This window comes from Microbacterium sp. ZW3a, from assembly GCF_057167165.1.
Map to the genome: position 1 here is coordinate 2,852,282 of NZ_CM169903.1, position 23,246 is coordinate 2,875,527.

The following is a 23,246-nucleotide window of genomic DNA, read 5'->3' on the forward strand; positions in this document are numbered from 1 at the left end:
AGATCTATCTCACCTCTCGTTTTCACATAGATGTTCATCTATAATCAGTCGTGGTGAAGGAGGTCCAATGTCGAACAATTCACTCACCGCCCAGACGCCCGATGCCGAGATCCCGCCGCACGTCGGCCGACGCCAAGAGTCCCTGCTGGCCGCGGACGCGGTGCTCAGCAGGGCCGCGGCACGACTCGCCCATCATTTCGCGGGGATGGTGAGCGAGGAGACGGTGGAACGCGTCGTGTTCGAGTCCTACACGGCGCTCGGTCGCACCGCCCGGGTGTCCTCGCTCCTGCCGACGCTGGCCGAGAAGTTCGCCCGCGACCGCCTCACCGCGCTCGCTCAGTCGCGCGGCCTCGTGGCCAAACCCGTCCCCGAGATCCTCTTCGTCTGCGTCCAGAACTCCGGCCGTAGCCAGATGGCCGCCGCTCTCACCCGCCACCTCGCGGGCGGTCGCGTCCACGTCCGCTCCGCGGGATCACAACCGGCCGAGCACCTTCTCCCCCACGTGGTGCTCGCGCTGCAGGAAATCGGGGTGGACGTGTCGGAGGAGTTCCCGAAGCCGTTGACCGACGACGTGGTCCGCGCGGCGGACGTCGTCGTCACGATGGGGTGCGGTGACGCGTGCGCCGTCTACCCGGGGAGGCGCTACCTCGACTGGCATCTGACCGATCCCGCCGGCCTCTCCCTCGAGGGAGTCCGGGAACTCCGCGACCACGTGCAGGTGCTCGTCGAGGATCTGATCGCGCAGCTCGCCCCCGCCGACGCGGAGAGCGGGACCCCCGGCGTCCGTACGCTCGCCAGCTAGCTCAGCGCCACTCGCTCGGCGCGGGGCGCTTCGTCGAGGGCAGGGCGGACGCGGCCGCCCACTCGTGCACCCACGGCTCGATGTCGGGCAGCCCCTCGGGGCGCCCGACCGCCGCGAACAGTTCGTCGTGGGGCACGGTGCCGCCCGAGCGCCGCAGAATGCGCGCGCGGATGATCGCCCGGGCAAAGATCTCCCCGTCGACCACCGCGCGGTGCTCGAGATAGACCGCGCGGTCGTCGTGCCCGAGCAGGCGCGTCTCGAGGTCGAAGCGCTGCCACAGCTCCAGCGAACGGCGGAACGTGATCGTTTCGGCCCCCACCACCGCGTACCACCCGTGCGCCTTCATCGCTCCGGCGAGGCCCGTCCGCGTCAGCAGGTCCCAGCGCCCGAGGTCGAACAGCGACAGGTATCGGCCGTTGTTGAGGTGGCGCAGCACGTCGATGTCGGTCGGCAGCACGCGCAGCGGCATCCGACCGATCGTGTTCGGATCGATCGGTCCCTCGCGGCGCAGACGTCGCCGCGCGCGGAGGAGGACGAGCAGGGTGCGCCAGAGAACGTTCACGACCGGCGAGCGTAGTGATGTCCCTAGAGATGAGCGATTCTCTTGTGTCGAGCCGACAAAGCGACGGCACCCCCGGCCCGCGCCGGGCGGGTGCTGCTCGCTACTGTTGTCGCGTGACCGACGCCGACGCCGCGGTATCCGCGCCCGCCGCCCCTGCCGCGCCGCCCCGCCCGAAGCTCGTGCTGACGGCGCTGATCCTCGGAGCGTTGGTGTGCAACATCAACCTCGCGGCGGCCAATATCGCGTTGCCCGACATCGGCGACGCCTTCGGGGCGGGGCAGACGGCCCTGAACCTCGTCGCCGTCGGCTGCTCTCTCGGCCTCGCCATGTCGGTGCTGTACCTCGGCGCTGTCGCCGACCGCTACGGACGCAAGCAGCTGCTGCTGATCGGCCTGGCATTCACGGTGGTCCTCAGCTTCGTCGCCGCGTTCGCGTCCTCCGTCGAGATGCTCGTCGTCGCGCGCATCCTCACCGGTATCGCGGCGGGCATGGCGTACCCGGTGACGCTCTCACTGATCACGGCGCTGTGGGGTCCGGGAAAGCAGCGCACCGTCGCCATCGCGCTGTGGTCGGCGGTCAGCGCGACCGCGACCGTGATCGGATCGGTCCTCGCCGGCATCTTGCTGCTGTGGCTGTGGTGGGGTGTCGCCTTCCTGCTCGCGGTGCCGTTCGCGATGGCGGCGGTCATCCTCGCGTGGCTGTTCGTCCCGTCGCATGTCGCCGAGAACGACGACAAGGTCGATCACCTCGGTGGCGTGATCTCCGTGTTCATGATCGGCTCGATCGTGCTCGGGCTGTCGACGGTGTTCGTGCCGACCACGCGCACGTTCGGCGTCATCCTGCTGATCTCCGCTGCCGTTCTGATCGCGCTCTTCGCGTGGCGCCAGCTGACCGCGCGGAGCCCCCTCTACGACCTGAAGGTCGCGCGGCGCCGCACGTTCTGGGCTCCCGCGGCCGCCGGACTCATCGTCTTCGGCTCGCTCATGGGCGCGATGTTCGTCGGGCAGCAGTTCCAGCAGAACATCCTCGGATACTCGACCCTGGAGGCATCCCTCTCGATCGTCCCCGCCGGCGTCGGTCTGCTCCTGGTCGCCCCGCAGTCGGCACGGCTCGTCCTCACTCGGGGGTCCCGCTTCACGATGATGCTCGGGTACGGGTTCGTCCTGGTCGGGTTCGTCACGATGCTCTTCTGGAACGAGACCACGCCGTTCTGGTACGTCTCGATCGCCTACCTCGTGATCGGGATCGGAGCGGGCTTCGCGATGACCCCGGCCTCCCGCGCCATCACCGAGTCCACCCCCGTGCGTCGGATCGGCATGGCCTCTGCCACCGCGGACCTGCAGCGCGACCTCGGCGGATCGGTCATGCAGGGCGTACTGGGCGCCATCCTCGCCGCCGGTTTCGCGCACGCGTTCGCCAAGCTCATCTCGGAGTCGTCCGAGGCATCGAGCATCAGCGACCAGGTCACCGCAGCGCTGCAAGCGTCGTACGCCTCAGCGGTGCATGTGGCCGACCAGTACCCGGAGTACAAGGACCAGATCATCCAGGCCGCGCAGCAATCGCTCATGACCGGAGCAATCGCCGCCTACGCCGTGGGTGCAGTCGCGATCGCCCTCGGCGCTGCGGTGGCGTGGTTCTTCCTGCCGGGGAAGTCGAGTGAGCTCGAGCTCATCGCCTCGTACGAGCGAGCGGATGCCGCCCGCGCCTGAGAGAGGGAACGGCGATTCCTTTGTGAGCTGCCGACGCATCGGCGGGATCCGGTTCGCGCGGCGGATACACCCAGGCGACCAGGACGACCGAGACGATCATCAGCAGGAACCACGACGTGAGCTTCGACGCGTCGACCGGATGCCATCCCGCCACCTGCGACGGATACAGCCAGGCCCCCGCGTACGTGGCGATGTTCTCGGCGAGCCAGATGAACAGCGCCACTCCGGCGAAGGCGAGCAGGAGTGGCATCCGGAATGTCCCTCGGAAGAAGCGGAAGTGCAGGGTCGTCCGCCACCACAGCGCGACCACCGCGAGGATGAGCACCCACCGGAGGTCGACGATCCAGTGGTGGGTGAAGAAGTTGGCGTAGATCGCGGCGGCCACGATCGCGGTGAGCCACCGCCGCGGATAGCGCGAGAACCGCAGGTCGAACAGGCGGTAGACCCGCACCATGTAGCTGCCGACCGCGGCGTACATGAAGCCGCTGTAGAGCGGAACGCCGCCCACTCGCAGCACGCCGTCGGCCGCGTACATCCAGGATCCGACGTCGGTCTTGAACAGCTCCATGAGCGTTCCGACAATGTGGAACAGCACGATCACGCGCAGCTCGCGCAGCGTCTCGAGCCGCCCGACGAGCATGCCGACCTGGATGAGAACCGCGGCGATCGTGAGGGCGTCGTTGCGCGCGAGCGCCGCATCGTCGGGGTACCAGAGCTTCGCGGCGAGCAGGACCGCGAGCAGGGCCACGCCGAACACGCACGCCCACGCCTGCTTGAGCACGAAGACCGCGAACTCGACCAGTCGCGCGCGGGCTCCCGTCTCGGGCGCGGAGCGCAGCAGACGGTTTGCAAAGGCGTCGATACGCGCCTCGACCGAGGTGAGGGCCGGGCGCGCGGTCATGCCCGGGATCGTGGCACGGGAGTCTGGCAGGATGCCGAAGCCTTACCGCATCGCGCCGGTCGCCCGAACCGATTTCACCGTCGCCGAGCACCCGCGTAGAGTCGCGCCATGACTGCGGAGACCCGAACCGACATCGTCGTCCGTCCGGTGCGCGATGTGGATGCCGAGGCCCTCGGCCGCGTGCACGCAACGTGCTGGCACGAGACGTACGACCACCTCATCAGCACGGCCGCCCTCGAGGCGGTTTCCCCCAAGCGCCTGGCCGAGCTCTGGACCCACTGGGCCTCCCAGGGCGACGACTACCGCATGCACGCCGCGCTCGTCGACGGCGACATCGTCGGCTTCGTCGGCTCGGGCCCGGCCCGCGACGACGACGCGCCGCGCCCGCGCGAGCTCTACTTCATCTACCTCCTCGACCAGTTCCACGGCACCGGCATCGGCCAGCAGCTCTTCGACGCCGCCGTCGAAGAGGGCGAGGGACTCTACCTCTGGGTCGCCGACGACAACCCGCGCGCGCACCGTTTCTACACGCGCAACGGCTTCGCGCTCGACGGTGCGACCCAGGTGCAGCCCTTCCTCGGTGAGGAGCTCACCGAGGTGCGTTTCGTCCGCTGACGTGCTGCAGATCTGGGCCCTCGCCGGCATCGGTGAGATCTCACCGGGAACCGACCTGGTCGCGGTGATCCACGAAGCCGCGGGCGACACGCTTCGCGACGGCGACATCGTCGTGGTCACGAGCAAGATCGTCTCGAAGGCCGAGGGGCGCATCCTCCGGGCCGATGACCGCGAAGACGCGATCACGCGCGAGACCGTGCGGCTCGTGGCATCCCGCACTTCTCCCTCGGGGCACGTCACGCGCATCGTCGAGAACCGGCTCGGGATCGTCTCGGCCGCCGCCGGCGTCGACGCGAGCAACACCCCCGAGGGCACCGTGCTGCTGCTGCCCGAAGACCCCGACGCCTCGGCGCGCGCTCTGGCGGCGGGGCTGCGGGCGTCCACGGGCGCCCGCGTCGGGGTGCTCATCACCGACACGCTCGGCCGTGCGTGGCGCGAGGGGCAGACCGATCACGCGATCGGCGCCGCGGGGGTGCACGTGTTCGAAGACCTTCGCGGAACCACGGATGCCGAGGGCCGCCCGCTCGTCGTGACGCTGCCGTGCGTCGCCGACGAACTGGCCGCGGCCACCGACCTCGTCAAGGGCAAGGCCGCGCGGTTGCCCGTCGCGATCGTGCGCGGTCGCCCGGATCTCGTCGGCGACCTCGATCTGCCGGGCGCGCGATCGATCGTGCGGGATGCCGCGCACGACATGTTCCGCCTGGGGGCCGACGAGGCGTATGCCGAGGGGCTGGCGGCCGGGGTGGCGTCCGTCGACCCGTGACCGAGCAGACGGTGCGTTCGACGCCTCGTGGCCTGGCTCTGGCGGGCTCGGACCTCGCCCGCCCCTGACCCGGGGCGATGTCGGACCCCCTCGTTAGTGTTCGAGCATGGGAATCCGCACACCGCTGAGCGACCGGCCGATGCCGGTCGATCCGTGGGGTGGAGCACCCGAACCTGGGGAAGCTGAGATGCAGGCGGCTGCCGACTCGGCGTGGGCGGTCGAACTCGGTCTGAGCGACGAGCTCGACGCGGGGTGTGCAGACGTCAGGTCGCCCCACGATGCCGCCTCCGTCGCCGCTCGGCTCCTCGACCGACTCGATGACCGTGCCCGCGAGCGGCATCGCGCGACGTCCGCCGAATACGGTCTGATCCATCGCATCCTCGTCAATGCGGTCGCCGACCCCGAGCCCTGGGTCGGACCCGACCCCACGCTCGACGGTATCTGGCACGATCCGCGCGGGCGCACGGCCGCCGCGGTCCGGCGCGACCGGATCGACATGGCCGAACGCGCAGCGGTCGCCGAAATCGCCGTTCGTCTGCGCGTGGCCGAGCAGACGGTGCGCACGCGCGCCGCGCACGCCGAGACCCTGCGCGCACGCTGCCCGCGCCTCTGGGCCGCGTTTGCCGACGGAGACGTGTCCGAACGCCACGCGGTCGAGACCGCCCGGCTGGCGGCCTCCCTCCCCGACGATGCTGATTCGTGGGAGGCGTTCGACACCGGCGTCCTCGATCGCGCGCTCCGGCTTCCTCCGGCCCGGTTCGCTGTCTCGGCCCGTGTGCTGCGCGAGCGGGTGCACGCCGAGTCGATCGAGATCCGCCACCAGCGGGCCCGGCGCGACCGGGGCGTGTGGATGACGGCCGAGCTCGACGGCATGGCAACGCTCACCGCGCTGCTCCCCGCCGACCGGGCGGCAGACGCGATGACGCGGGTCGACCGGCTCGCTCGCCACCTGAGCACGGCGCCCGACGAAGAGCGCACGCTCACCCAGCTCCGCGCCGACGCGTTCGCGGATCTCCTCACGGGGTCGACGCGCTCTGAGGCGAGCGGCCTCGCGGCCTGCCCCGGTCTCGGCGCGAGCACCGGTCTCGGCGCGGGCCCCGGTCTCGGCGCGGGCACCGGTCTCGGCGCGAGCACCGGTCTCGGCGCGGGTTCCGCGCCCGCCGCCGGCCCTGCGCCGGGCGCCGGCCCCACGCCGGCCGCCGGCCCCGGCGTCGTCGTCACGATCCCCGTGCTCACCCTGCTCGGTGCCGACACGACACCGGCGACGCTCGACGGTTACGGCCCCATCGACCTCGATACCGCACGACGTCTCGCGGGCGAGGCGACGTCGTGGATCCGCGTCCTCACCCATCCGGTCACCGGCGCACCCCTCACCCTCGACCGAACGGCCTACCGCGTGCCCGCCGCGCTCCGCCGCTGGCTCGGCATCACCTCGCCGACGTGTGTCTTCCCCGGCTGCGGGCGCCCCGCCCGAGAATGCGACCTCGACCACCTGCGAGCCTGGGGCGAGGGCGGCCCCACCGACGACGAGAACCTCGAACCCGAGTGCCGCCGCCACCATCGCATCCGCCACGAGACGCGGTGGGCCCCCGCACGAGATCCCGACACCGGTGACCTGTTCTGGCTCTCCCCCCTCGGCACGCGCATCGACGCCGACCCGCCGCCCTTCTAGGCGCGAGGCAGAACCACCCCGGTTCGGGGTGGTCGGCCGCTCAGAGCACGCACGCCGAAGGGGGGCGCACGCTCACCGCACCCCGCGCGCCGCAAGCGCCTCGCCGAGCTGATCGGCGTGGCGGAGCGACAGCACGATGAACGGCACCATGCTCGCCCGCAGCGACGGGCGCGCCCCTCGCGCGCGCTGGGCCTCGCGCACCTCGGCACCCAGGCGAGCGAGCACCGGGATCGTCGTGATCGCCACCGCGAGGAGGAGCGCCGCGCGTTCGGCATCCATCCCCCACCCGCGAAGGGGCCCGAGCCCGCGTTCGAGTGCGTCGAGCAGGTCTTCGACGCGGGTCGTCAGGGGGAGCAGCGCGGCGACGAGCAGCGCCGCCGCCACCCGCGCCGTGTTGGCGAGGGCGGGCTCGGGCCCGAGAAAGATGATCTGCCCGAGCGCGGTCACCGCGACGACCCAGCGGAGCGCCCCGGCCTGGCGCGCGAGCTCGCGCAGACCGACGCCCGAAACGACGTACGCCCCGAGAACCGCAGCCGCGCACACCGCCGCCGCCCACGCCACCGTCGGCAACGCGGCGAGACCGACCGCCGCGGCCGCGAGCAGGATCATCTTCGGGCCGGCCGGCATCCGATGCAAGACGCCCGCGCCGGGCCGATACAGGCTCAGCACACCAGCGTCCGCTCGTACGCGTCGACCACTCCGGATGCCGCTCCGGCGGCGGCGACGCGACCGTCGGCGAACAGCACCGCGGCGTCGCAGCGGCGCGCGAGCGCCAGGTCGTGCGTGACGAGCGCCAGGGCGTGCCCGGCGTCGGCGAGGAGGTGGTCGGCGACGCGGCGCGCGTTGCGCGCGTCGAGGAAGGCCGTGGGCTCGTCGGCGACGACGAGGGCGGGCGCGCGCACGAACGCGCCGCACAGCGCGAGCACCTGTTTCTGCCCGCCCGAGAGGTCGTGGGCGGGCCGATCGGCAAGATCGGACAGACCGAACCTCGCCAGAGCCTCCGACACCCGCGCCGCGCGGAGAGCGCGGGGGAGCCGCTCCGCCCGCAGCGAGAACGCGACGTCGTCCGCGACGAGGGGCATCACGATCTGCGCGTCGGGGTTGCTCAACACGAGGGCTACGCGGCGGCGGTGCTCGGCGGCATCGGTCTCGGGGTCGAGTCCGAGCACGCGCAGCTCCCCCTCCGTGCGGCGCACGAGCCCCGCGATCACGCGCGCGAAGGTCGACTTGCCCGAGCCGTTGTCGCCGATCACCGCGACCGTGCGGGCGTCGAGGTCGAGGCTCACCGCGCGCAGCACGTGGCGGCCCTCGAGGCGCACGCCGAGGTCGCGACAGCGCAGGATCACGCCGCAGCGCCCACGGGGGCAGACTCCGCGCCGACATCGGAACGCCACTGCCGACGGAAGCCGCGCGGATACACCCGCACGAGCACAGTCACCACGATCGTCGCGATCGCCGCCTTCAGGAGGTCGCCCGGCACGAACACGAGACTCGTGAGGGTCGTCTCGGCCAGCGGGAGTCGCGTGACCAGGCTCTGCACCGGGATGCCGAGCGCGTAGATCGCGACGACACCCCCGGCGAGCATCGCCAGGGCGGTTCGCCACCAGACGGGGCGCCGGTTGCCAGCGTGCACGATGAGCCCGACGACGATGGCGCCGAGAATCCACCCGAGCGCGTACCCGGCGGTCGGCCCCGCGAACACGGCGAATCCGCCGCGTCCGCCGGCCAGGAGCGGCAGTCCGACCGCGACGAGAGCGAGCAGGACCGTCACCGACAGGGCGCCGAGCCACGGACCGAGCACGGCGCCGGCGAGCATCACACCGAGCGTCTGGGCCGTGATGGGAACGCCGCCGAAGACGGGGAAGCTCCCCGGCAGACCGAGCACGGCGATGAGCGCGGCGAAGACGGCGACGCGGGCGAGGTCGGTGGCATCCGGAGTACGAGGGGTCATGTCAATCCTTACCTGAACACTGTTCACCTGAACGCCGTTCACTATACTCAGGAGCGTGACTCCTCCCGGACGCGGTCGCGGCCACTCCGCCGACGACGTCGCGCGCGCCGCGCTGCAGATCCTCGACGACGACGGACTGGCCGATCTGACGATGCGGCGGCTCGCAGCACGGCTCGACGTGCAGCCGAGCGCGCTGTACTGGCATTTCGCCAACAAGCAGTCGCTGCTGGCCGAGCTGTCCGACCGCATCGTGGGGCGGGCGGCATCCCTGCTCGTCGGCTCCGGCGTAATCGCCGAGGCGCGCGCGCTGCGCGACGCACTTCTGGCCTATCGCGACGGCGCCGAGGTCGTCTCCAGCACCCTCGCGCTCGGCCTCGGATCCACGTCGGCGCACGACCGCCTCGCCGCCGCCGTCGCCGCGGAGGGGTTCGACGCCGACACCTCCGCACGGGCGGCGACGACGCTGCGGCACTTCGTGCTCGGGCACGTCTGGCACGAGCAGCAGCGCCTGCAGTACGACAGCGTCGGCGTGGTGGCATCCGGCGCTGCTCCCGATGCGGGCGCCGCCGCACCACACCTCCCCGACGCCGACTTCACGTTCGGCGTCGAGCTGATCCACCGCGGCCTGCACGCGGCGGCATCCCGGTCCGCGTAAGCGCCTCGCCGCCGCGCGGGCCGCCCGGGCCGCGGCACCCGCGCACGCCGCCCGGGCCGCGCCGCCGCCGCCCAGGCGCCACGAGGGCACACGATCCACACGAACGCACACGCTATGGCGCGCAGCAACGTGGGCGTTCGTACCGAACGTGTGCTTTCGCCGGCCCACGCGGACCGCCGCGGGCGCCCGCCACCGGCAGCACGCCCGGGAACCCGCGTCAGCGCTGCTTCACCTCACCGAACAGCCGCGCGATCGGGATGAGCACCGACGGGCGCGCGGCGATCCACGCCACAGCCATCGCCAGCAGGGATGCCGCGAACAGCAGCAGACCCGTCGGGTCGGAGGCGAACGCGTCGGGGGCGACCGATCCCCGCGCCGCGTACATGTGGTTCAGGTTGCGCAGCGCGCCGGTCGCGAGCACGAGGAAGACGTGCACCGCAATGAACGCGACGAAGAAGAGCATGACCGGGAAATGGATGCCACGCGCCCACTCCGCGGGGAAGAGGCGGTTCAGGCGCTCGGCGTCGCGCGGCCACACGCCCGACAGCCGCACGCCCGTGACGATCGCCAGCGGCGCCGCGACGAAGGTGACCGCGAAGTACGACAGCTGTTGGAGGCTGTTGTAGTTCACCCACCCGTTCTCGGTCGGCCAGTCCAGCGACGCATACTGCAGCGCGGCGGACAGCGCGTGGGGGATGACCTCCCACGACGTCGGAACGATCCGCACCCACTGCCCCGTGGCGAACAGGAGCACCACGAAGACGACGCCGTTGGCCATCCACAACACGTCGATCGCCTGGTGGAACCACAGCGCGAGGCTGATCCGGCGCCGCTTGTTGCCCCGTGGCGACCAGAACGCGTTCGGGCGCTTCTCGCGCCGGAACTGCAGCCCCGAGCGAATGACGAGGAGCAGGAACAGGCTGTTGAGGAAGTGCTGCCAGCCGAGCCACGCGGGGATCCCCACCGGCGCCCCCGTGGGGAGGGCGTACTCACCGGGATAGGTCGCCAGGAACTCCCGGACCGGCTCCACCGACACCAGCACACGGGCCATCAGCACGAGCATTCCCGCGAGCACGAGCGCCGCGACCCCGAGCACGGCCACCGACCCCACCCACTGGGCCCGCGTGTAGCCACCGATGCGGCGTGGTTCGACGCGCGACGACCCGGGCTGGGGGATGCGGGGTGTGGACGCCATCTACTTCTCGGGCCGGAGCGAAAGACTGAACTCCCGACGATACCGAACCCGGCCCGGCCCGCCCCTCTGATCGCTCAGCGGTGAAGGAACTCGGGCGGCCGCTTCTCGCGGAACGCGGCCATGCCCTCTTTCTGGTCGGTGGTGTCGAACAGCGACGCGAAGGCCTGGCGTTCGAACCGCACGCCCTCGGCGAGCGTCGACTCGAGGGCGACGTCGAGCGCCGCCGTCGCGGCGTACAGGGCGGGGAGCGGCTTCTCGGCGATGGTGCGAGCGACCGCCTCCGCCTCGTCGAGCAGGTCGGCGGCGGGCACGATCCGCGAGACGAGGCCGGCCCGCTCGGCCTCGACCGCGTCGATCATGCGCCCGGTCAGGACCATGTCGGCCGCCTTGTAGGAGCCGAGGGCGCGAACGAGCCGCTGCGTACCGCCCATGCCCGGAATCACGCCGAGCTGGACCTCGGGCTGGCCGAACTTCGCGCCGTCGGAGGCCAGGATGATGTCGCACATGAGGGCGAGTTCGCACCCGCCGCCCAGGGCGTACCCCGACACCGCGGCGATCACGGGCGTGCGGACCGCCGCGAAACGGCTCCACGCGCCGAAGTGGTCGGTGAGGGTCATCTCGAGCCCGGACTTGCCCTCCATCTCTTTGATGTCGGCACCCGCCGCGAAGGCCTTCTCGGAACCGGTGATCACGATCGCCCCGATGTCGGTCGCGGCGTCGAACGCCGTTGCGGCGGCGACCACGTCGGTCATCGACTGCGTGTTCAGGGCGTTCAACGCCTCGGGTCGGTCGAGGGTGATCCACCCCACACGCCCGCGCTGCTCGACCCGGATCGTCTCGTACGTGGTGCTCTGATCGCTCATGCCACTCCCGTCGTGATCGTTCCCGGCATCGTCGCACGACCCGCCGACATCGCCGGTATCAGCCCGCCGCCACCCCGAACAGCGCGCCCACCGCGTAGGTCGCCCCGAGCGCGAGCGCTCCGCCGACGACCGTGCGCACAATCGCGCGGCCCCGTCGTGCTCCACCGATCCACGCGGCCAGGTACCCCGTCAGGGCGAGAGCCAGGAGCACCGCGACGAAGGTCAGCGGCACGCGCACCTCGACCGGCGCGAGCAGGATCGTCAGCATCGGCAGGATCGCGCCGACCGTGAACGCCACGGCCGATGCCAGCGCCGCCGCCCAGGGGCTCACCACGTCGTCCGCGTCGATGTTCAGCTCGACCGAGAGGTGCGCCTTGAGGGCATCGGATGCCGTGAGCTCGGTCGCCACTCGTGTCGCCGTGTCGGAGGTCAAACCACGCGCCTCGTACAGACCGACGAGCTCGGCGAACTCGGCATCCGGATCTTCCGCGAGCTCGCGGCGCTCCTTCTGGATGAGCGCGTGCTCGCTGTCGCGCTGGCTCGACACCGATACGTACTCGCCGAGAGCCATTGAGATCGCGCCACCCACCAGGGCCGCCAGACCCGCGATGAGCACGGGCCCGACCTCGCTCGTCGCCCCCGCGACACCGACGACGACCGCCGCCGTCGAGACGATGCCGTCGTTCGCGCCGAGCACTCCTGCGCGGAGCCAGTTCAATCGCTGTGCGAGTCCCTGCCGGTGAGGTTCATCGGGGTGCGCCCCCACGGGCGAATCGGTCATGCGGTCAGGCTAGTCCCCTCGTCCCCACCGCCTGCGCGGAGTGGAACCGCGGGGTGATCTTCGACACACCTGCGTACCGCGCATTCGTGCCCCGTTCACCGGAACGTCATGACAGCGCGACACAGTGGGCGCGATCGGCGCCCCGTGTCGGTCGCACCAATCCGCCCGCCCCGCACCGAGGACGTTCATGCCTTCGACTTTCCTTCGCCGCGCTGTCGCGGTCACCGTGACAGCCTCCGCGGTGTGCGCGCTCGCGCTGACCGGATCGACCGTGGCCTCCGCCGCCATCGTCGCCGATCCCGTCCGTGACACCGCACCCGACACATCGCTCACTCTGCGTCCGATCGGCTCTTACGAGACGGGCGTCTTCGACGCCTCGGCCGCCGAGATCGTGCACGCCTACAAGGACCGCCTGTTCGTCGTGAACGCGCAGGCCGGCGCCGTCGACGTGCTCGACAACAGCAACCCGGCCGCGCCGACCAAGCTCTACTCTCTCGCCGGCACCGGGGTCGCCAACTCCCTCGCGGTCCGCGCCGACGGCCTCGGCGTCGTGGCGCTCGAGGCGGAAGACAAGACGGCCCCCGGCCGACTGGTGTTCTTCGACGCTGATGCCGCCACCGCGACCATCCTGGGCGAGGTCACCGTCGGGTCACTTCCCGACATGGTCACGCTGAGCGACGACGGCGCCTACGCCATCGTCGCCAACGAGGGCGAGCCGGCCGACAAATTCTCCACCGACCCCGAGGGCTCCATCGGCGTCGTCGCGCTCCCCGGTGGCAAGTCGGCTCCGGCGCAGGAGGCCGTGCGCACCGCCGGATTCGGCGCGTTCGAAGAGGGCGGCGCCAAGACGCTCGACGCCGACGTGCGCGTGTCCGGGCCCGACGTGGCCGCGCCGGACCAGGGCGACGCGCCCCTGGCATCCAACCGCGTCAGCCGCAACCTCGAGCCCGAGTACATCGCCGTCGCCGGCGGCACGGCCTACGCCGCGCTGCAGGAAGCCAACGCGGTGGCCGTGATCGACATCGCCTCGGCGACGGTGACCGACGTCTGGTCGCTCGGCTTCAAGGACTACGGCACCCAGACGCTCGACGCGAGCGACCGCGACCCGCGGAACGCCCCCGTGTACAACGAGAAGAGCTACCCGGGCCTGTTCGGCATGTACATGCCCGACGGCATGCAGGCCTACGAGGTCGACGGGAAGACCTACCTCGTCACGGCCAACGAGGGCGACGGCCGCGAGTGGGGCGACTTCAACGACACCGCACGCGTGAAGGACCTCGGGTCCAACGGGCTCGCCCCCGTTTGCGCCGACAGCCCCCTCGCCGGCAAGCTCGGCGACGCCGACCTCGGTCGCCTCAACGTCGCGACTGACATGGGCCTGAACGACGACGGCACCTGCTACACGGAGCTGTACACGTTCGGTGGCCGCGGGTTCTCGGTGTGGAATGCCGAGACGGGCACGCAGGTGTTCGACTCCGGCTCCGCCTTCGAAGAGATCACGCACGACGCGAACCCGGCGTTCTTCAACTCCAACCACTCCGAGTCCAACCTCGAGGGCCGCAGCGACGACAAGGGCCCCGAGCCCGAGGGACTCGCGCTCGGCACCGTCGAGGGGCGCACCTACGCCTTCATCGGTCTCGAGCGTGTGGGCGGTGTGATGGCGTACGACATCACCGACCCCAGCGCCCCGACGTACGCCTCCTACATCAACAACCGCGACTTCTCGGTGTCGGTGGAAGACGACGTCACGGGCGACGAGGCAGCCGACCGCGAGGTCCTTTCGCGCGCCGGCGACCTCGGCCCCGAGGGCTTGGAGTTCATTCCCGCCGAGATGTCTCCGACCGGCCGGCCGCTCGTGGCCGTCGGCAACGAGGTCTCGGGCACCACGACGCTCTACGCGGTGCAGGACCCGAACGTGGCCGAGATCGACATCCTGACGATCAACGACTTCCACGGCCGCCTGGAAGCCGGATCGCAGGGCGAGGCCGGCGCCGCCGTGATCGCGGGCGCCGTCAACACCACCGAGGCCCTGAACCCGAACACCCTGTTCGTGTCTGCGGGCGACAACATCGGCGCCTCGACGTTCACGTCGCTGATCCAGCAGGACAGCCCCACGATCGACACGCTCGTGGACGCGGGCCTCGACGTCTCGGCCGTGGGTAACCACGAGTTCGACCGCGGGTTCGCCGACCTCACCGACCGCGTGCTCCCCGAGTACGGCGGCGGCGAGTTCGGTCTCGGCGCCAACGTCTACGCGAAGGGCACCAAGGAGCCCGTCCTCGACGAGTTCGCCGTGAAGGAGGTCGACGGCGTGCGGATCGCGTTCATCGGTACCGTCACCGAAGACACCGCCACGATGGTCGACCCCGCCGGTATCGCCGGCATCGAGTTCGGTGACCAGCTCGAGGCCGCGAACCGCGTGGCCGCCGAGATCACCGAGGGCGACCTCGCCGACGTGATCGTCCTGCTCACGCACTCGGGGGCTGCCACCTCGAACAACTGCACAGACGTCGCGGGCGACCAGGCGGGCTTCGGCGCGCTGGCCACGCAGGCCTCGCCCGAGATCGACGCGATCGTCTCGGCGCACACGCACCAGACGTACGCGTGCGACGTGCCCGTCGCCGGTACCGACCGCACCCGTCCCGTCATCCAGGCGTCGGAGTACGGCAAGGCCCTCGGCCAGCTGTCGCTGCGGTACGACAAGCGCGCCGACGAGCTGGCATCCATCGACGCCGCCACCTTCCCGGTTGCCAAGGCCTTCCCGGCGGATGCCGCGATCCAGGCCAAGGTCGCCGAGTACGTCGCCGAGGCCGACGTCATCGGCGCCGAGCCGGTCGGTGCGGTCAGCGCCGACATCATGCGCGGCGGAACCCCCTCGGGATCCGACCGTGGCGTGGAGTCGTCGATGGGCAACTGGGTCGCCGACGTCTACCTGTGGGCGACGTCGGAGAACCCGGCGTACGGGGGAACGAAGGCGCAGATCGCGCTCATGAACCCCGGCGGCCTGCGCGCCGACCTGCTCAAGGGCGAGGACGGCGTGGTCACCTACAAGGAGGCCGCACTCGTGCAGCCGTTCGCCAACACCCTCGTCACCGTCACCCTCACGGGTGAGCAGATCCGCGGCATCCTGAACGAGCAGTGGAAGGCCACGGGCGACCGTCCGAAGCTGCACCTCGGCGTCTCGGAGGGCTTCTCCTACGAGTACACGCAGGATGCCACCAACCCGCGCGTCGGCTCCGTCGTGTCGATGACCTACCAGGGCAAGAAGGTCGCCGACACCGACACCTTCACCGTGGTGACCAACTCGTTCCTCGCGAACGGCGGCGACGGATTCTCGACCTTCGCCAAGGGCACCGACCGCACCGACACCGGCCAGATCGACCTGGATGCCACCATCGCGTACTTCGAAGCGATGACGGTCGTCGACCCGGCCTCGACCGGTCGCGCGGCCCTGTTCACCGGCACCCCCGGTGGCGGCACGGAGCAGCCGGGCACGGAGCAGCCGGGTACCGAGCAGCCGGGCACCGGCCAGCCCGGTAGCGGCCAGACGGGCAACGGCCAGTCGTCGTCGAACGCGCAGGCCGGAAGCGCCCTCGCGACCACCGGCGCCGAGGCCCCGTTCGGCCTCGCGCTGGCGGGCGGCTTCCTGCTCGTCGCGGGTGGCCTGGCCTTCGCCCTGCGCAAGCGCCGCACGGCCTGACCCCGGTCCGGAACGGCCCTCACCCGTGCGGGTGGGGGCCGTTCCCGTTCGCGTGAGGGGTCACTTTCTGTCGCTTCGCCCACCGCCAGGCGACAGAAACTGACCCCTCGCGCGGCTAGAGACGCCGGAGCAGCGCGGCCAGCGCCTGGCCGCCGCCGATGCACATCGTCACCACGGCATACTCGAGGTCGCGGCGCTGCAGGGTGAGGGCCGCGCGCACCGTGAGGATCGCGCCCGTCGCCCCCACCGGATGCCCGAGCGCGATCGCGCCGCCGTACGGGTTCGTCTTCTCGGGGTCGAGTCCCGCATCGCGGATCACGGCGACCGCCTGCGCCGCGAACGCCTCGTTGAGCTCGATCACGTCGACATCGGCCGGCGTCAGCCCCGTCTGCTCCCACAGCCGCTGCAGGGCGAGCACCGGGGCGTACCCCATGATCTCGGGGTCCACGCCGGCGGTCGCCACCGCCTCCAGCGTCGCCAGCCCCGTGAGCCCGCGCTCGCGCACGTCGTCCTCGCGCATCAGCACGGTCGCCGCCGCACCGTCGTTGATCCCCGAGGAGTTGCCCGCCGTCACCGACCCGCCCGCCTCGAACGCCGGCCGGAGCCCCGCGAGCACCTCGAGCGTCGTGTCGGGGCGCGGGTGCTCGTCGACTGCGACCTCGACCGGCCGCTTCCCGCCGGTCGTCACGGGCACGATCTCTTCCGCGAACGCCGCGCGACTGGCATCCAGGGCCGCCCGGCGCTGACTCTCGACCGCGAAGGCGTCCTGCTCTTCGCGCGACACCCCGTAGCGGGATGCCACCGTCTCGGCGGTCGTGCCCATGTGCCGGCCGCTGAACGGGTCGGTGAGGATCGCGAGCGTGCCGTCGAGGAGCGTCCGGTTTCCGAGGCGGGAATTGCCGCGCGCACCGTAGTCGAGGAAGGGCGTCCGCGACATGCTCTCGTCGCCGCCCGCAACCACGACATCGACGCCACCCCACCGCAGTTCTTGCGCGCCCGACCAGATCGCCTGCAGCCCCGACCCGCACAGGCGGTTGACGGTGAAGGCGGGGACGCGGGTCGGGAGCCCCGCGGCGAGGGCGACACGGCGGGCGTTGTATGCGTCGGGGCCGTTCTGCGCGATGCAGCCCATCACGACCTCGTCGACGTCGCCCGCGGCCACGCCCGCCCGCTCGAGCGCGGCGGTCACGGCGACGGCGCCGAGCTCGTGCGCGTCGACGCCCGACAGCGCACCCCCGAACGAGCCGATGGGGGTGCGCGCCCCCGAGACGATCACGATGCGCGGGGCGGTCGATGCCATGCGAACCTCCGGGACGGGAAGGGGCGATCACAGCATTGTGCCCGCGTTTTTCTCGCACGAGCCGAAAACGCTGGCGGGTCGGGCCGCCCGGCTGTCACACTGACCGCATGCTCGTCTCCACGATGAATGATGTCCCGGGTCGCCAGATCGTCGAGGTCTACGGCGAGGTCACCGGCCTCACGGTGCGCTCCCGCAACATCGGCGTCCAGTTCGGTGCCGGCTTGAAGTCGATCTTCGGCGGCGAGCTGGAGGGACTCACCAAACAGCTGCAGGAGAGCCGCGACGAGGCGAAGCAGCGCCTGATCGAGCAGGCGCAGGCTCTCGGTGCCGACGCCGTCGTCGCGATGCGCTTCGACACCAGCGAGGTCGCGCAGAACTTCCAAGAGGTCGTCGCCTACGGCACGGCCGTCAAGCTCGCCTGACCCGCGGCTCCGACTCCCTCCGCCCGCCGCATCCGCGCGCGAGGCCGTCGCCTCAGCGCCACGCCTCGAGCGTCACGGGCACGGATGCCAGCGTCGCCAGCGCCCCGTCACGGTCGGCGCGCGCGAGGGTGAGGGCGGCCACCACGAGAGACGCGCACACGCCGGACAGCGCGTCCACGGCGTCGGGGGTCAGGTCGGGTCGGCGATCGGCGACGGCGTCGCGGATCGCCGAGCGCATCTCGGCGGCGTAGCGCGAGACGAGCGCGCGGACCTCGGCGTCATCCGACGCGAGGGGCGACGACCCGGCGTTCAGGAGCAGGCATCCCAGACGCGCGCGGGGGCTGTCCGCCACGATCGCGGCCCTCATCTCGTCGACGTACGCCTCGAGCGCACCCGGGTCTCCCCCGCCCAGCGGACGCAGCCGCGTGCGCACGACGTCGTCGAGGTACGCCGCGAGCACCGCATCGAAGAGACCGCGCTTGCTGCCGAACGCGTTGTACAGGCTCGACCGCGTGAGACCGGTGGCATCCTCGAGCTCGGTGATGCCGGCCTCGGCGTAGCCGCGCTGCCAGAACACGTCGCGCGCGGCATCGACGACGGCGGAGCGGTCGAACGTCGGCATCCTGCCCATGGGTTTCCTTCTCTCCGGTCGGGGTCTATATTAGACCGGTCGTTACAAAATAACCGCGGAGGAGAGACATGCGCGCGATTGTGCACCACGAGTTCGGCGAACCGGCCGACGTCCTGACCGTCGACGAGGTCGAGACCCCGCAGCCCGGACCCGGCGAGGTGCGGCTGCGCATCACGCTCTCGCCCATCCACAACCACGACCTGTGGACGATTCGCGGCACCTACGGCTACAAGCCCGAGCTGCCCGCCCGCGCCGGAACCGAGGCCGTGGGCGTCATCGACGCGCTCGGCGAGGGCGTCGAGGGCCTCGAGCTCGGCCAACGCGTCGCGGCCGGTGGCACGTTCGGCGTGTGGTCCGAGTACGTCGTCGCCTCGGCCGCCGGCCTCATCCCCGTCGCCGAGGGCCTCTCCGACGAGATGGCCGCACAGCTGGTCGCCATGCCCTTCAGCGCCATCAGCCTGCTGCACTCGCTCGACCTGAAGCCGGGTGACGGGATCGTGCAGAACACCGCCAACGGCGCGGTCGGACGCATGGTCGCGCAGATCGCGAAGGCCCGTGGCATCCGGGTCATCGGCCTCGTCCGTCGCCAGAGCGCCGTCGACGAACTCGCCCAGCAGGGCATCGACGGGATCGTTTCGACCGACGCCGACGACTGGCGCGAGAAGGCCCTCGCCCTCGCCGCCGGCGCCCCGATCGTCGCGGGCGTCGACTCGGTCGGTGGCGCCGCGAGCAACCAGGTGCTCTCGCTCCTGTCCGACAACGGCACGCTCGTGATCTTCGGGTCGATGGGCGAGGGAAAGCTCGAGCTGTCGGCCGGCGACATCATCTTCCGCCAGGCGACCGTCAAGGGATTCTGGGGCAGCGTCGTGAGCAAAACCATGGATGCCGAGACCCGCGGCGCCCTCTTCGGCGAACTGTCGCGCTACCTCGCGGACGGCACCGTCACCCTCCCCGTCGCCGCGACGTTCGCCCTCGATGACATCCGCGACGCGGTGACCGCGAGCCTGTCGCCGCGCGTCGGCAAGGTGCTCCTGCGCCCGTAAGCCGTCCCTCGCCGGTGGGAGCGACCGTCGCCCTCACTGCCCGCACGGGCCGGGGCACCCCGCCCTCACCGCCGCACGGGCCGGGGCACCCCGCCCTCACCGCCGCACGGGCCGGGGCACCCCGCCCTCACCGCCGCACGGGCCGGGGCACCCCGCCCTCACCGCCGCACGGGCCGAACTCCGGAGAAACCGGGCCAACTCCGATCACCGGCCGACGAGCCGGGCGGAGCTGCGCCGTTTCTCAGGAGTTCGGCTGGCTCGCGGGCCGCGCGGGCCGGGGGACGCCCCGACTCAGGCCCCGAGCAGAGACTCCAGCGCGTCGAGCGCGGGCCGCTGGCCCTTCACGAGCGCCTCGCGGGCGGCATCCAGGCCCATCCACTCCGCGCGGTCGACCTCGGGGAACGACGCTCGACGCCCCGACCGCGGGGGCCACTCCATCTCGAACTCGCCGAAGACGAAGGCGGATGCCGCGAACCCGGCACCGTCGCCCGTGAACACCACGATCTTCTTCCCCGAGGTGTAGGAGAACGTGCCGAGCTCGGCCCATTCGACGTCGGGCGGCTCGACGCCGAGCTCTTCGCGGAACTCCCGCTTCGCGGCATCCACGGGCTGCTCGGATGTGGGGTCGAACTCCCCCTTCGGGATCGACCACGCACCGGCGTCTTTACGGGCCCAGAACGGTCCGCCCATGTGAGCCACGAACACCTCGAGCGCGGGGCGCCGCCGGTACAGCAGCAGCCCCGCGCTCCACGTGGTCATCAGACGCCCGCCGGAACCCGCGCGGCCTCGTCGGCGATCACGTCGGCGCGTTTGCGGAACGTGCGCGCCGTGACGCGATCGAGGGCGATTTGCGTGCGCATCTTCTCGGCCTTCTCGTACAGCGACGGTCCGCCGAAGCCGGTGAGCACCTTCACCAGTACCGGGAGCAGCTCGATCATGAAGAACAGCGCCGCGATGAGCCAGTGCGCCCAGCGGAGCGTCGGCTCACGCTCCGACAGCCGCTCGAGCGCCGAGATCTGGCTCAGCAACCCCACGGCCCCGGCGTTGCCGTCGGCCACCGACGAGGCGCGCTCGTTGTAGGCCGCGAGCGCCGACTCGTACTGCGCGCGGGCGGCGGGGAGCTGGTCCTGCGCCTGCTGCTTGTTCTGGTCGGCCGAGGCCGCCGCAGCATCGGCACCGGCCGAGTTCGCCGCGGCGAGCGCCGTCTGGGCCTGCTGCAGCTGCGCCGACAGCGCGTCGTACGCCGACTGCGCCTGCGCGAGCTGCGCCTCGGCGGCGTCGGAGCTCGCGCCGTCGCCGGCGATGCCGGTGCACCCGGGGACCTCGCCGGCACCCTGGCCGGTGAGCTCGCACTGGTACACCGCGCGCGCCTGGTCGATCACGGTCTGCTGCGCGGCGAGCTGCTGGGTGAGCTGCTCGACCGTCTGCTGCGCGGCGGCCGCCTCCGCCGACGTCGACGAGGTCCCGGCGACGATGCCCGTCGCAGCCTGGTTCTCCAGCGCCGCCACCTGCGCACTCGCGGCGTCGAGCGCCTGCTTCTCGGGGCCGTTCGTCACGGCATCCTGATCGCTCAGGGCCTGGGTGACGTTGGTGGAGTTCACCTCGCGGTTGATGTCGTTCTGGAACACCTGCAGCACCAGCGGCTCGGCGACCACGATGCCGATCAGCGCCGCCATGATCACGCGCGGCACCGCCAGACCCAGCAGCCGGAAGATGTTCTTCGTCGACCGCATGGTCGAGGTGAGGAACCGGTCGAGGTTGAAGATGATCAGGCCCCACACGAGGGCGAGCGGAATCGCGAGCAGGACGCTCACGCGCACCCCCGTCATCAGGGCGAACATCATCGACAGGGCCGAGACCAGGGCCGTGCCCAGCAGCACGAGGAACATCTGCACGAAGCGCGGCACCTCTTCGGGCACCTCGTTGAGCACGTCGTTGTCCGCTCCGCCGAGCACGGCCATCCGGCGCACGAGCGACAGACTCGGGCGGCGGGGGTCAGCGCGCCGCAGGCGCGGCGGACGGGCATCGGATGCCACGGGCGCGGGGAACGGCGCGGCGTCGGGGATGGGCGCGGCGTCGGGGGACGGCGCGGCGTCGGGGATGGCGTCCGGCCCGACGTCGCGCGGTTCGAGCTCGGGCCCGAGGTCGCGGGGCTCGGGCTCGGCGTCTGTCGCCGCTGCAGGGTCGACCGGCGCAACGGGAAGGGTCTCATCGTCGTCACCGGCGGGCGGCGCCCCCCACGGCTCGGTGGGGTCGGAGGGGGTCACCTCCTCGGTTGCGGCATCGGCGTCGTCGTGCTGCTTCGCGAGGACGTCGTCGAGGTACTGCGGCTCGCGTTCCTCGTCCGTCGTGAACTCGATGCGGCCGTCGGAACCGAAGCGACCCGGCCGGTGAGCGGAAAAGGACATTCGCACAGAGTACGACGCGATTCCTGCCATCTGCTGAGCGGGGCCTGGGGTCTCGCCCAGGCCCCGCTCCGCGAGGGTTAGACCAGACGGGCCTTTGGCGAGACCTCGTACGTGTTCTCGGGGTCGGAGAACACCGCGTCGCCGAGAGCCTTGTCGATCGCGGCGAGGGTGTCGGCATCGAGCTGCACACCGGATGCCTTCACCGTGTCGGCGAGCTGCTCGGGGCGCGACGCGCCCACCAGGGCAGCGGCGATGTTGGGGTTCTGCAGCACCCACGCGATCGCGAGCTGCGGCATGGTGAGCCCGGCCTCGTCGGCGATGGGCTTCAGGAGCTGCACGGCCTCGAGCACGTCATCGCGCAGGAAACGCTGGATGAACGTGGCGCCGCTCTTCTCGTCGGTCGCGCGCGAGCCGTCGGGAACCGGCTGGCCGGGCAGGTACTTGCCGCTGAGCACACCCTGCGCCATCGGCGACCACACGATCTGCGAGATACCGAGCTCTTCGCTAGCCGGCACGACCTTGCCCTCGATGACGCGCCACAGCATGGAGTACTGCGGCTGGTTCGAGATGAGCTGGATGCCGAGCTGCTTCGCCAGCGCGTGGCCCTCGCGCAGCTGCTCCGCGGTCCACTCGGACACGCCGATGTACAGCGCCTTGCCCTGACGGACGACGTCGGCGAAGGCCTGGAACGTCTCTTCGATCGGGGTCTCGTAATCGAAGCGGTGCGCCTGGTAGAGGTCGACGTAGTCGGTGCCGAGACGCTTCAGCGAGCCGTTGATCGACTCCATGATGTGCTTGCGGCTGAGCCCGGTGTCGTTGGGGCCCTGCGGACCGGTCGGGAAGTACACCTTCGTGAAGATCTCGAGCGACTCGCGACGCTGCCCCTCGAGGGCCTTGCCGAGCACGACCTCCGCCGCCGTGTTGGCGTACGTGTCGGCCGTGTCGAACGTCGTGATCCCCGCGTCGAGCGCGGCGTGCACCGTCTTGATGGCAGCGTCGTCACCGACCTGCGAGCCGTGGGTCACCCAGTTGCCGAGGGTGATCTCCGAGATCTTGAATCCACTGTTGCCGAGATAGCGATAAGCGACCATGTCTCCACGCTATCGGCGGCCACCGACACACGGGGCCGCACGCCTGGCTCTCGCCGCGCACCCCCGGCCGACAAACGCCAGCCCCCACACCGATAAACGCGATCCACGGCGAGAAACGCACCGAGGGCGCGTTTCTCGCCGGGAATAGCGTTTATCGCGGGGCAGGCGCGGCGCGGCGCGGG

22 protein-coding genes are annotated in these 23,246 nt (G+C 71.3%); 9 read left to right on the forward strand and 13 right to left on the reverse strand.

Annotation, left to right across the window (positions count from 1 at the left end):
* Positions 1-67 precede the first annotated feature (67 nt).
* On the forward strand, positions 68-802 hold the full coding sequence (locus ACU6WY_RS13310; RefSeq protein WP_483820118.1) for an arsenate reductase/protein-tyrosine-phosphatase family protein: 735 nt from the start codon (positions 68-70) through the stop codon (positions 800-802).
* A gap of 1 nt (position 803) precedes the next feature.
* Here the strand turns inward: ACU6WY_RS13310 and ACU6WY_RS13315 are convergent, their stop codons facing one another.
* On the reverse strand, positions 804-1,364 hold the full coding sequence (locus ACU6WY_RS13315; RefSeq protein WP_483820119.1) for a thioesterase family protein: 561 nt from the start codon (positions 1,362-1,364) through the stop codon (positions 804-806).
* Positions 1,365-1,477: 113 nt separating this feature from the next.
* Here ACU6WY_RS13315 and ACU6WY_RS13320 point away from each other — a divergent pair, with 113 nt between their 5' ends.
* Positions 1,478-3,073, forward strand: a complete 1,596-nt coding sequence (locus tag ACU6WY_RS13320; RefSeq protein ID WP_483820120.1) for an MFS transporter — start codon at positions 1,478-1,480, stop codon at positions 3,071-3,073.
* Here the strand turns inward: ACU6WY_RS13320 and ACU6WY_RS13325 are convergent.
* Positions 3,033-3,974 (reverse strand): DUF817 domain-containing protein, encoded by a 942-nt coding sequence (locus ACU6WY_RS13325; protein WP_483820121.1) that lies wholly within the window; start codon positions 3,972-3,974, stop codon positions 3,033-3,035. The genes ACU6WY_RS13320 and ACU6WY_RS13325 overlap by 41 nt on opposite strands.
* Positions 3,975-4,082: 108 nt before the next feature.
* Here ACU6WY_RS13325 and ACU6WY_RS13330 point away from each other — a divergent pair, with 108 nt between their 5' ends.
* From ACU6WY_RS13330 to ACU6WY_RS13340, 3 genes are all read left to right on the forward strand, one after another.
* Positions 4,083-4,589, forward strand: a complete 507-nt coding sequence (locus ACU6WY_RS13330; protein WP_483820122.1) for an N-acetyltransferase family protein — start codon at positions 4,083-4,085, stop codon at positions 4,587-4,589.
* 1 nt (position 4,590) lies between these two features.
* Entirely contained in the window at positions 4,591-5,352 is a 762-nt protein-coding gene (cofE, locus tag ACU6WY_RS13335; RefSeq protein WP_483820123.1) for a coenzyme F420-0:L-glutamate ligase, read from the forward strand.
* A 106-nt stretch (positions 5,353-5,458) separates the two neighbouring features.
* Complete coding sequence (locus tag ACU6WY_RS13340; RefSeq protein ID WP_483820124.1) at positions 5,459-7,024, forward strand: HNH endonuclease signature motif containing protein; 1,566 nt, start codon at positions 5,459-5,461, stop codon at positions 7,022-7,024.
* A gap of 72 nt (positions 7,025-7,096) precedes the next feature.
* Here ACU6WY_RS13340 and ACU6WY_RS13345 read toward each other — a convergent pair whose 3' ends face one another.
* Genes ACU6WY_RS13345 through ACU6WY_RS13355 form a run of 3 tightly spaced genes read right to left on the reverse strand, consistent with a single transcriptional unit; the run spans position 7,097 to position 8,975 of the window.
* On the reverse strand, positions 7,097-7,693 hold the full coding sequence (locus tag ACU6WY_RS13345; protein WP_483820125.1) for a CbiQ family ECF transporter T component: 597 nt from the start codon (positions 7,691-7,693) through the stop codon (positions 7,097-7,099).
* The gene (locus ACU6WY_RS13350; RefSeq protein WP_483820126.1) at positions 7,687-8,370 is read right to left on the reverse strand and encodes an energy-coupling factor ABC transporter ATP-binding protein; all 684 of its coding nucleotides are present in this window, start codon (positions 8,368-8,370) and stop codon (positions 7,687-7,689) included. The genes ACU6WY_RS13345 and ACU6WY_RS13350 overlap by 7 nt, the downstream gene beginning before the upstream one ends.
* On the reverse strand, positions 8,367-8,975 hold the full coding sequence (locus ACU6WY_RS13355; protein ID WP_483820127.1) for a biotin transporter BioY: 609 nt from the start codon (positions 8,973-8,975) through the stop codon (positions 8,367-8,369). The genes ACU6WY_RS13350 and ACU6WY_RS13355 overlap by 4 nt, the downstream gene beginning before the upstream one ends.
* Positions 8,976-9,030: 55 nt before the next feature.
* On the opposite strand from ACU6WY_RS13355, the gene ACU6WY_RS13360 reads away from it, so the two are divergent.
* Entirely contained in the window at positions 9,031-9,630 is a 600-nt protein-coding gene (locus ACU6WY_RS13360) for a TetR family transcriptional regulator (RefSeq protein ID WP_483820128.1), read from the forward strand.
* Positions 9,631-9,847: 217 nt separating this feature from the next.
* On the opposite strand, the gene ACU6WY_RS13365 is transcribed toward ACU6WY_RS13360, so the two are convergent.
* The 3 genes from ACU6WY_RS13365 to ACU6WY_RS13375 form a co-directional block, all read right to left on the reverse strand.
* Positions 9,848-10,825 carry a cytochrome b/b6 domain-containing protein gene (locus ACU6WY_RS13365; protein ID WP_483820129.1) on the reverse strand — a complete coding sequence of 326 codons (978 nt, stop codon included), beginning with the start codon at positions 10,823-10,825 and terminating at the stop codon, positions 9,848-9,850.
* A gap of 74 nt (positions 10,826-10,899) precedes the next feature.
* Entirely contained in the window at positions 10,900-11,688 is a 789-nt protein-coding gene (locus ACU6WY_RS13370; protein ID WP_483820130.1) for an enoyl-CoA hydratase-related protein, read from the reverse strand.
* Between the two features lie 58 nt (positions 11,689-11,746).
* Entirely contained in the window at positions 11,747-12,469 is a 723-nt protein-coding gene (locus ACU6WY_RS13375) for a VIT1/CCC1 transporter family protein (RefSeq protein WP_483820131.1), read from the reverse strand.
* A 187-nt stretch (positions 12,470-12,656) separates the two neighbouring features.
* Between ACU6WY_RS13375 and ACU6WY_RS13380 the strand changes: the two genes are divergently transcribed.
* Entirely contained in the window at positions 12,657-16,169 is a 3,513-nt protein-coding gene (locus tag ACU6WY_RS13380; RefSeq protein WP_483820132.1) for a choice-of-anchor I family protein, read from the forward strand.
* A gap of 115 nt (positions 16,170-16,284) precedes the next feature.
* Here ACU6WY_RS13380 and ACU6WY_RS13385 read toward each other — a convergent pair whose 3' ends face one another.
* Positions 16,285-17,469, reverse strand: a complete 1,185-nt coding sequence (locus tag ACU6WY_RS13385) for a thiolase family protein (protein WP_483820133.1) — start codon at positions 17,467-17,469, stop codon at positions 16,285-16,287.
* A 107-nt stretch (positions 17,470-17,576) separates the two neighbouring features.
* Here ACU6WY_RS13385 and ACU6WY_RS13390 point away from each other — a divergent pair, with 107 nt between their 5' ends.
* The gene (locus ACU6WY_RS13390; RefSeq protein WP_483820134.1) at positions 17,577-17,891 is read left to right on the forward strand and encodes a YbjQ family protein; all 315 of its coding nucleotides are present in this window, start codon (positions 17,577-17,579) and stop codon (positions 17,889-17,891) included.
* A 52-nt stretch (positions 17,892-17,943) separates the two neighbouring features.
* Here ACU6WY_RS13390 and ACU6WY_RS13395 read toward each other — a convergent pair whose 3' ends face one another.
* Positions 17,944-18,522 (reverse strand): TetR/AcrR family transcriptional regulator, encoded by a 579-nt coding sequence (locus tag ACU6WY_RS13395; RefSeq protein WP_483820135.1) that lies wholly within the window; start codon positions 18,520-18,522, stop codon positions 17,944-17,946.
* Positions 18,523-18,590: 68 nt separating this feature from the next.
* On the opposite strand from ACU6WY_RS13395, the gene ACU6WY_RS13400 reads away from it, so the two are divergent.
* Complete coding sequence (locus ACU6WY_RS13400) at positions 18,591-19,565, forward strand: zinc-binding dehydrogenase (RefSeq protein WP_483820136.1); 975 nt, start codon at positions 18,591-18,593, stop codon at positions 19,563-19,565.
* Positions 19,566-19,856: 291 nt separating this feature from the next.
* Here the strand turns inward: ACU6WY_RS13400 and ACU6WY_RS13405 are convergent, their stop codons facing one another.
* From ACU6WY_RS13405 to ACU6WY_RS13415, 3 genes are all read right to left on the reverse strand, one after another.
* Entirely contained in the window at positions 19,857-20,324 is a 468-nt protein-coding gene (locus tag ACU6WY_RS13405; RefSeq protein ID WP_483820137.1) for an NUDIX hydrolase, read from the reverse strand.
* Positions 20,324-21,973 (reverse strand): DUF4407 domain-containing protein, encoded by a 1,650-nt coding sequence (locus ACU6WY_RS13410; RefSeq protein ID WP_483820138.1) that lies wholly within the window; start codon positions 21,971-21,973, stop codon positions 20,324-20,326. Before ACU6WY_RS13410 ends, ACU6WY_RS13405 begins: the two co-directional genes overlap by 1 nt.
* Before the next feature lie 77 nt (positions 21,974-22,050).
* Positions 22,051-23,064, reverse strand: coding sequence for an aldo/keto reductase family protein (locus ACU6WY_RS13415; protein WP_483820139.1), 1,014 nt, complete (start codon positions 23,062-23,064; stop codon positions 22,051-22,053).
* Between the last annotated feature and the right edge of the window lie 182 nt (positions 23,065-23,246).

Excerpts from the sequence above, each read along its gene's own strand:
- ACU6WY_RS13325 (WP_483820121.1), bottom strand. The coding sequence starts at position 3,974 with ATGACCGCGCGCCCGGCCCTCACCTCGGTCGAGGCGCGTATCGACGCC.
- ACU6WY_RS13355 (WP_483820127.1), bottom strand. The coding sequence starts at position 8,975 with ATGACCCCTCGTACTCCGGATGCCACCGACCTCGCCCGCGTCGCCGTC.
- ACU6WY_RS13390 (WP_483820134.1), top strand. The coding sequence starts at position 17,577 with ATGCTCGTCTCCACGATGAATGATGTCCCGGGTCGCCAGATCGTCGAG.
- ACU6WY_RS13400 (WP_483820136.1), top strand. The coding sequence starts at position 18,591 with ATGCGCGCGATTGTGCACCACGAGTTCGGCGAACCGGCCGACGTCCTG.
- ACU6WY_RS13395 (WP_483820135.1), bottom strand. The coding sequence starts at position 18,522 with ATGGGCAGGATGCCGACGTTCGACCGCTCCGCCGTCGTCGATGCCGCG.
- ACU6WY_RS13415 (WP_483820139.1), bottom strand. The coding sequence starts at position 23,064 with ATGGTCGCTTATCGCTATCTCGGCAACAGTGGATTCAAGATCTCGGAG.
- ACU6WY_RS13385 (WP_483820133.1), bottom strand. The coding sequence starts at position 17,469 with ATGGCATCGACCGCCCCGCGCATCGTGATCGTCTCGGGGGCGCGCACC.
- ACU6WY_RS13310 (WP_483820118.1), top strand. The coding sequence starts at position 68 with ATGTCGAACAATTCACTCACCGCCCAGACGCCCGATGCCGAGATCCCG.
- ACU6WY_RS13405 (WP_483820137.1), bottom strand. The coding sequence starts at position 20,324 with ATGACCACGTGGAGCGCGGGGCTGCTGCTGTACCGGCGGCGCCCCGCG.
- ACU6WY_RS13330 (WP_483820122.1), top strand. The coding sequence starts at position 4,083 with ATGACTGCGGAGACCCGAACCGACATCGTCGTCCGTCCGGTGCGCGAT.
- ACU6WY_RS13365 (WP_483820129.1), bottom strand. The coding sequence starts at position 10,825 with ATGGCGTCCACACCCCGCATCCCCCAGCCCGGGTCGTCGCGCGTCGAA.
- ACU6WY_RS13340 (WP_483820124.1), top strand. The coding sequence starts at position 5,459 with ATGGGAATCCGCACACCGCTGAGCGACCGGCCGATGCCGGTCGATCCG.
- ACU6WY_RS13380 (WP_483820132.1), top strand. The coding sequence starts at position 12,657 with ATGCCTTCGACTTTCCTTCGCCGCGCTGTCGCGGTCACCGTGACAGCC.
- ACU6WY_RS13375 (WP_483820131.1), bottom strand. The coding sequence starts at position 12,469 with ATGACCGATTCGCCCGTGGGGGCGCACCCCGATGAACCTCACCGGCAG.
- ACU6WY_RS13370 (WP_483820130.1), bottom strand. The coding sequence starts at position 11,688 with ATGAGCGATCAGAGCACCACGTACGAGACGATCCGGGTCGAGCAGCGC.
- ACU6WY_RS13410 (WP_483820138.1), bottom strand. The coding sequence starts at position 21,973 with ATGTCCTTTTCCGCTCACCGGCCGGGTCGCTTCGGTTCCGACGGCCGC.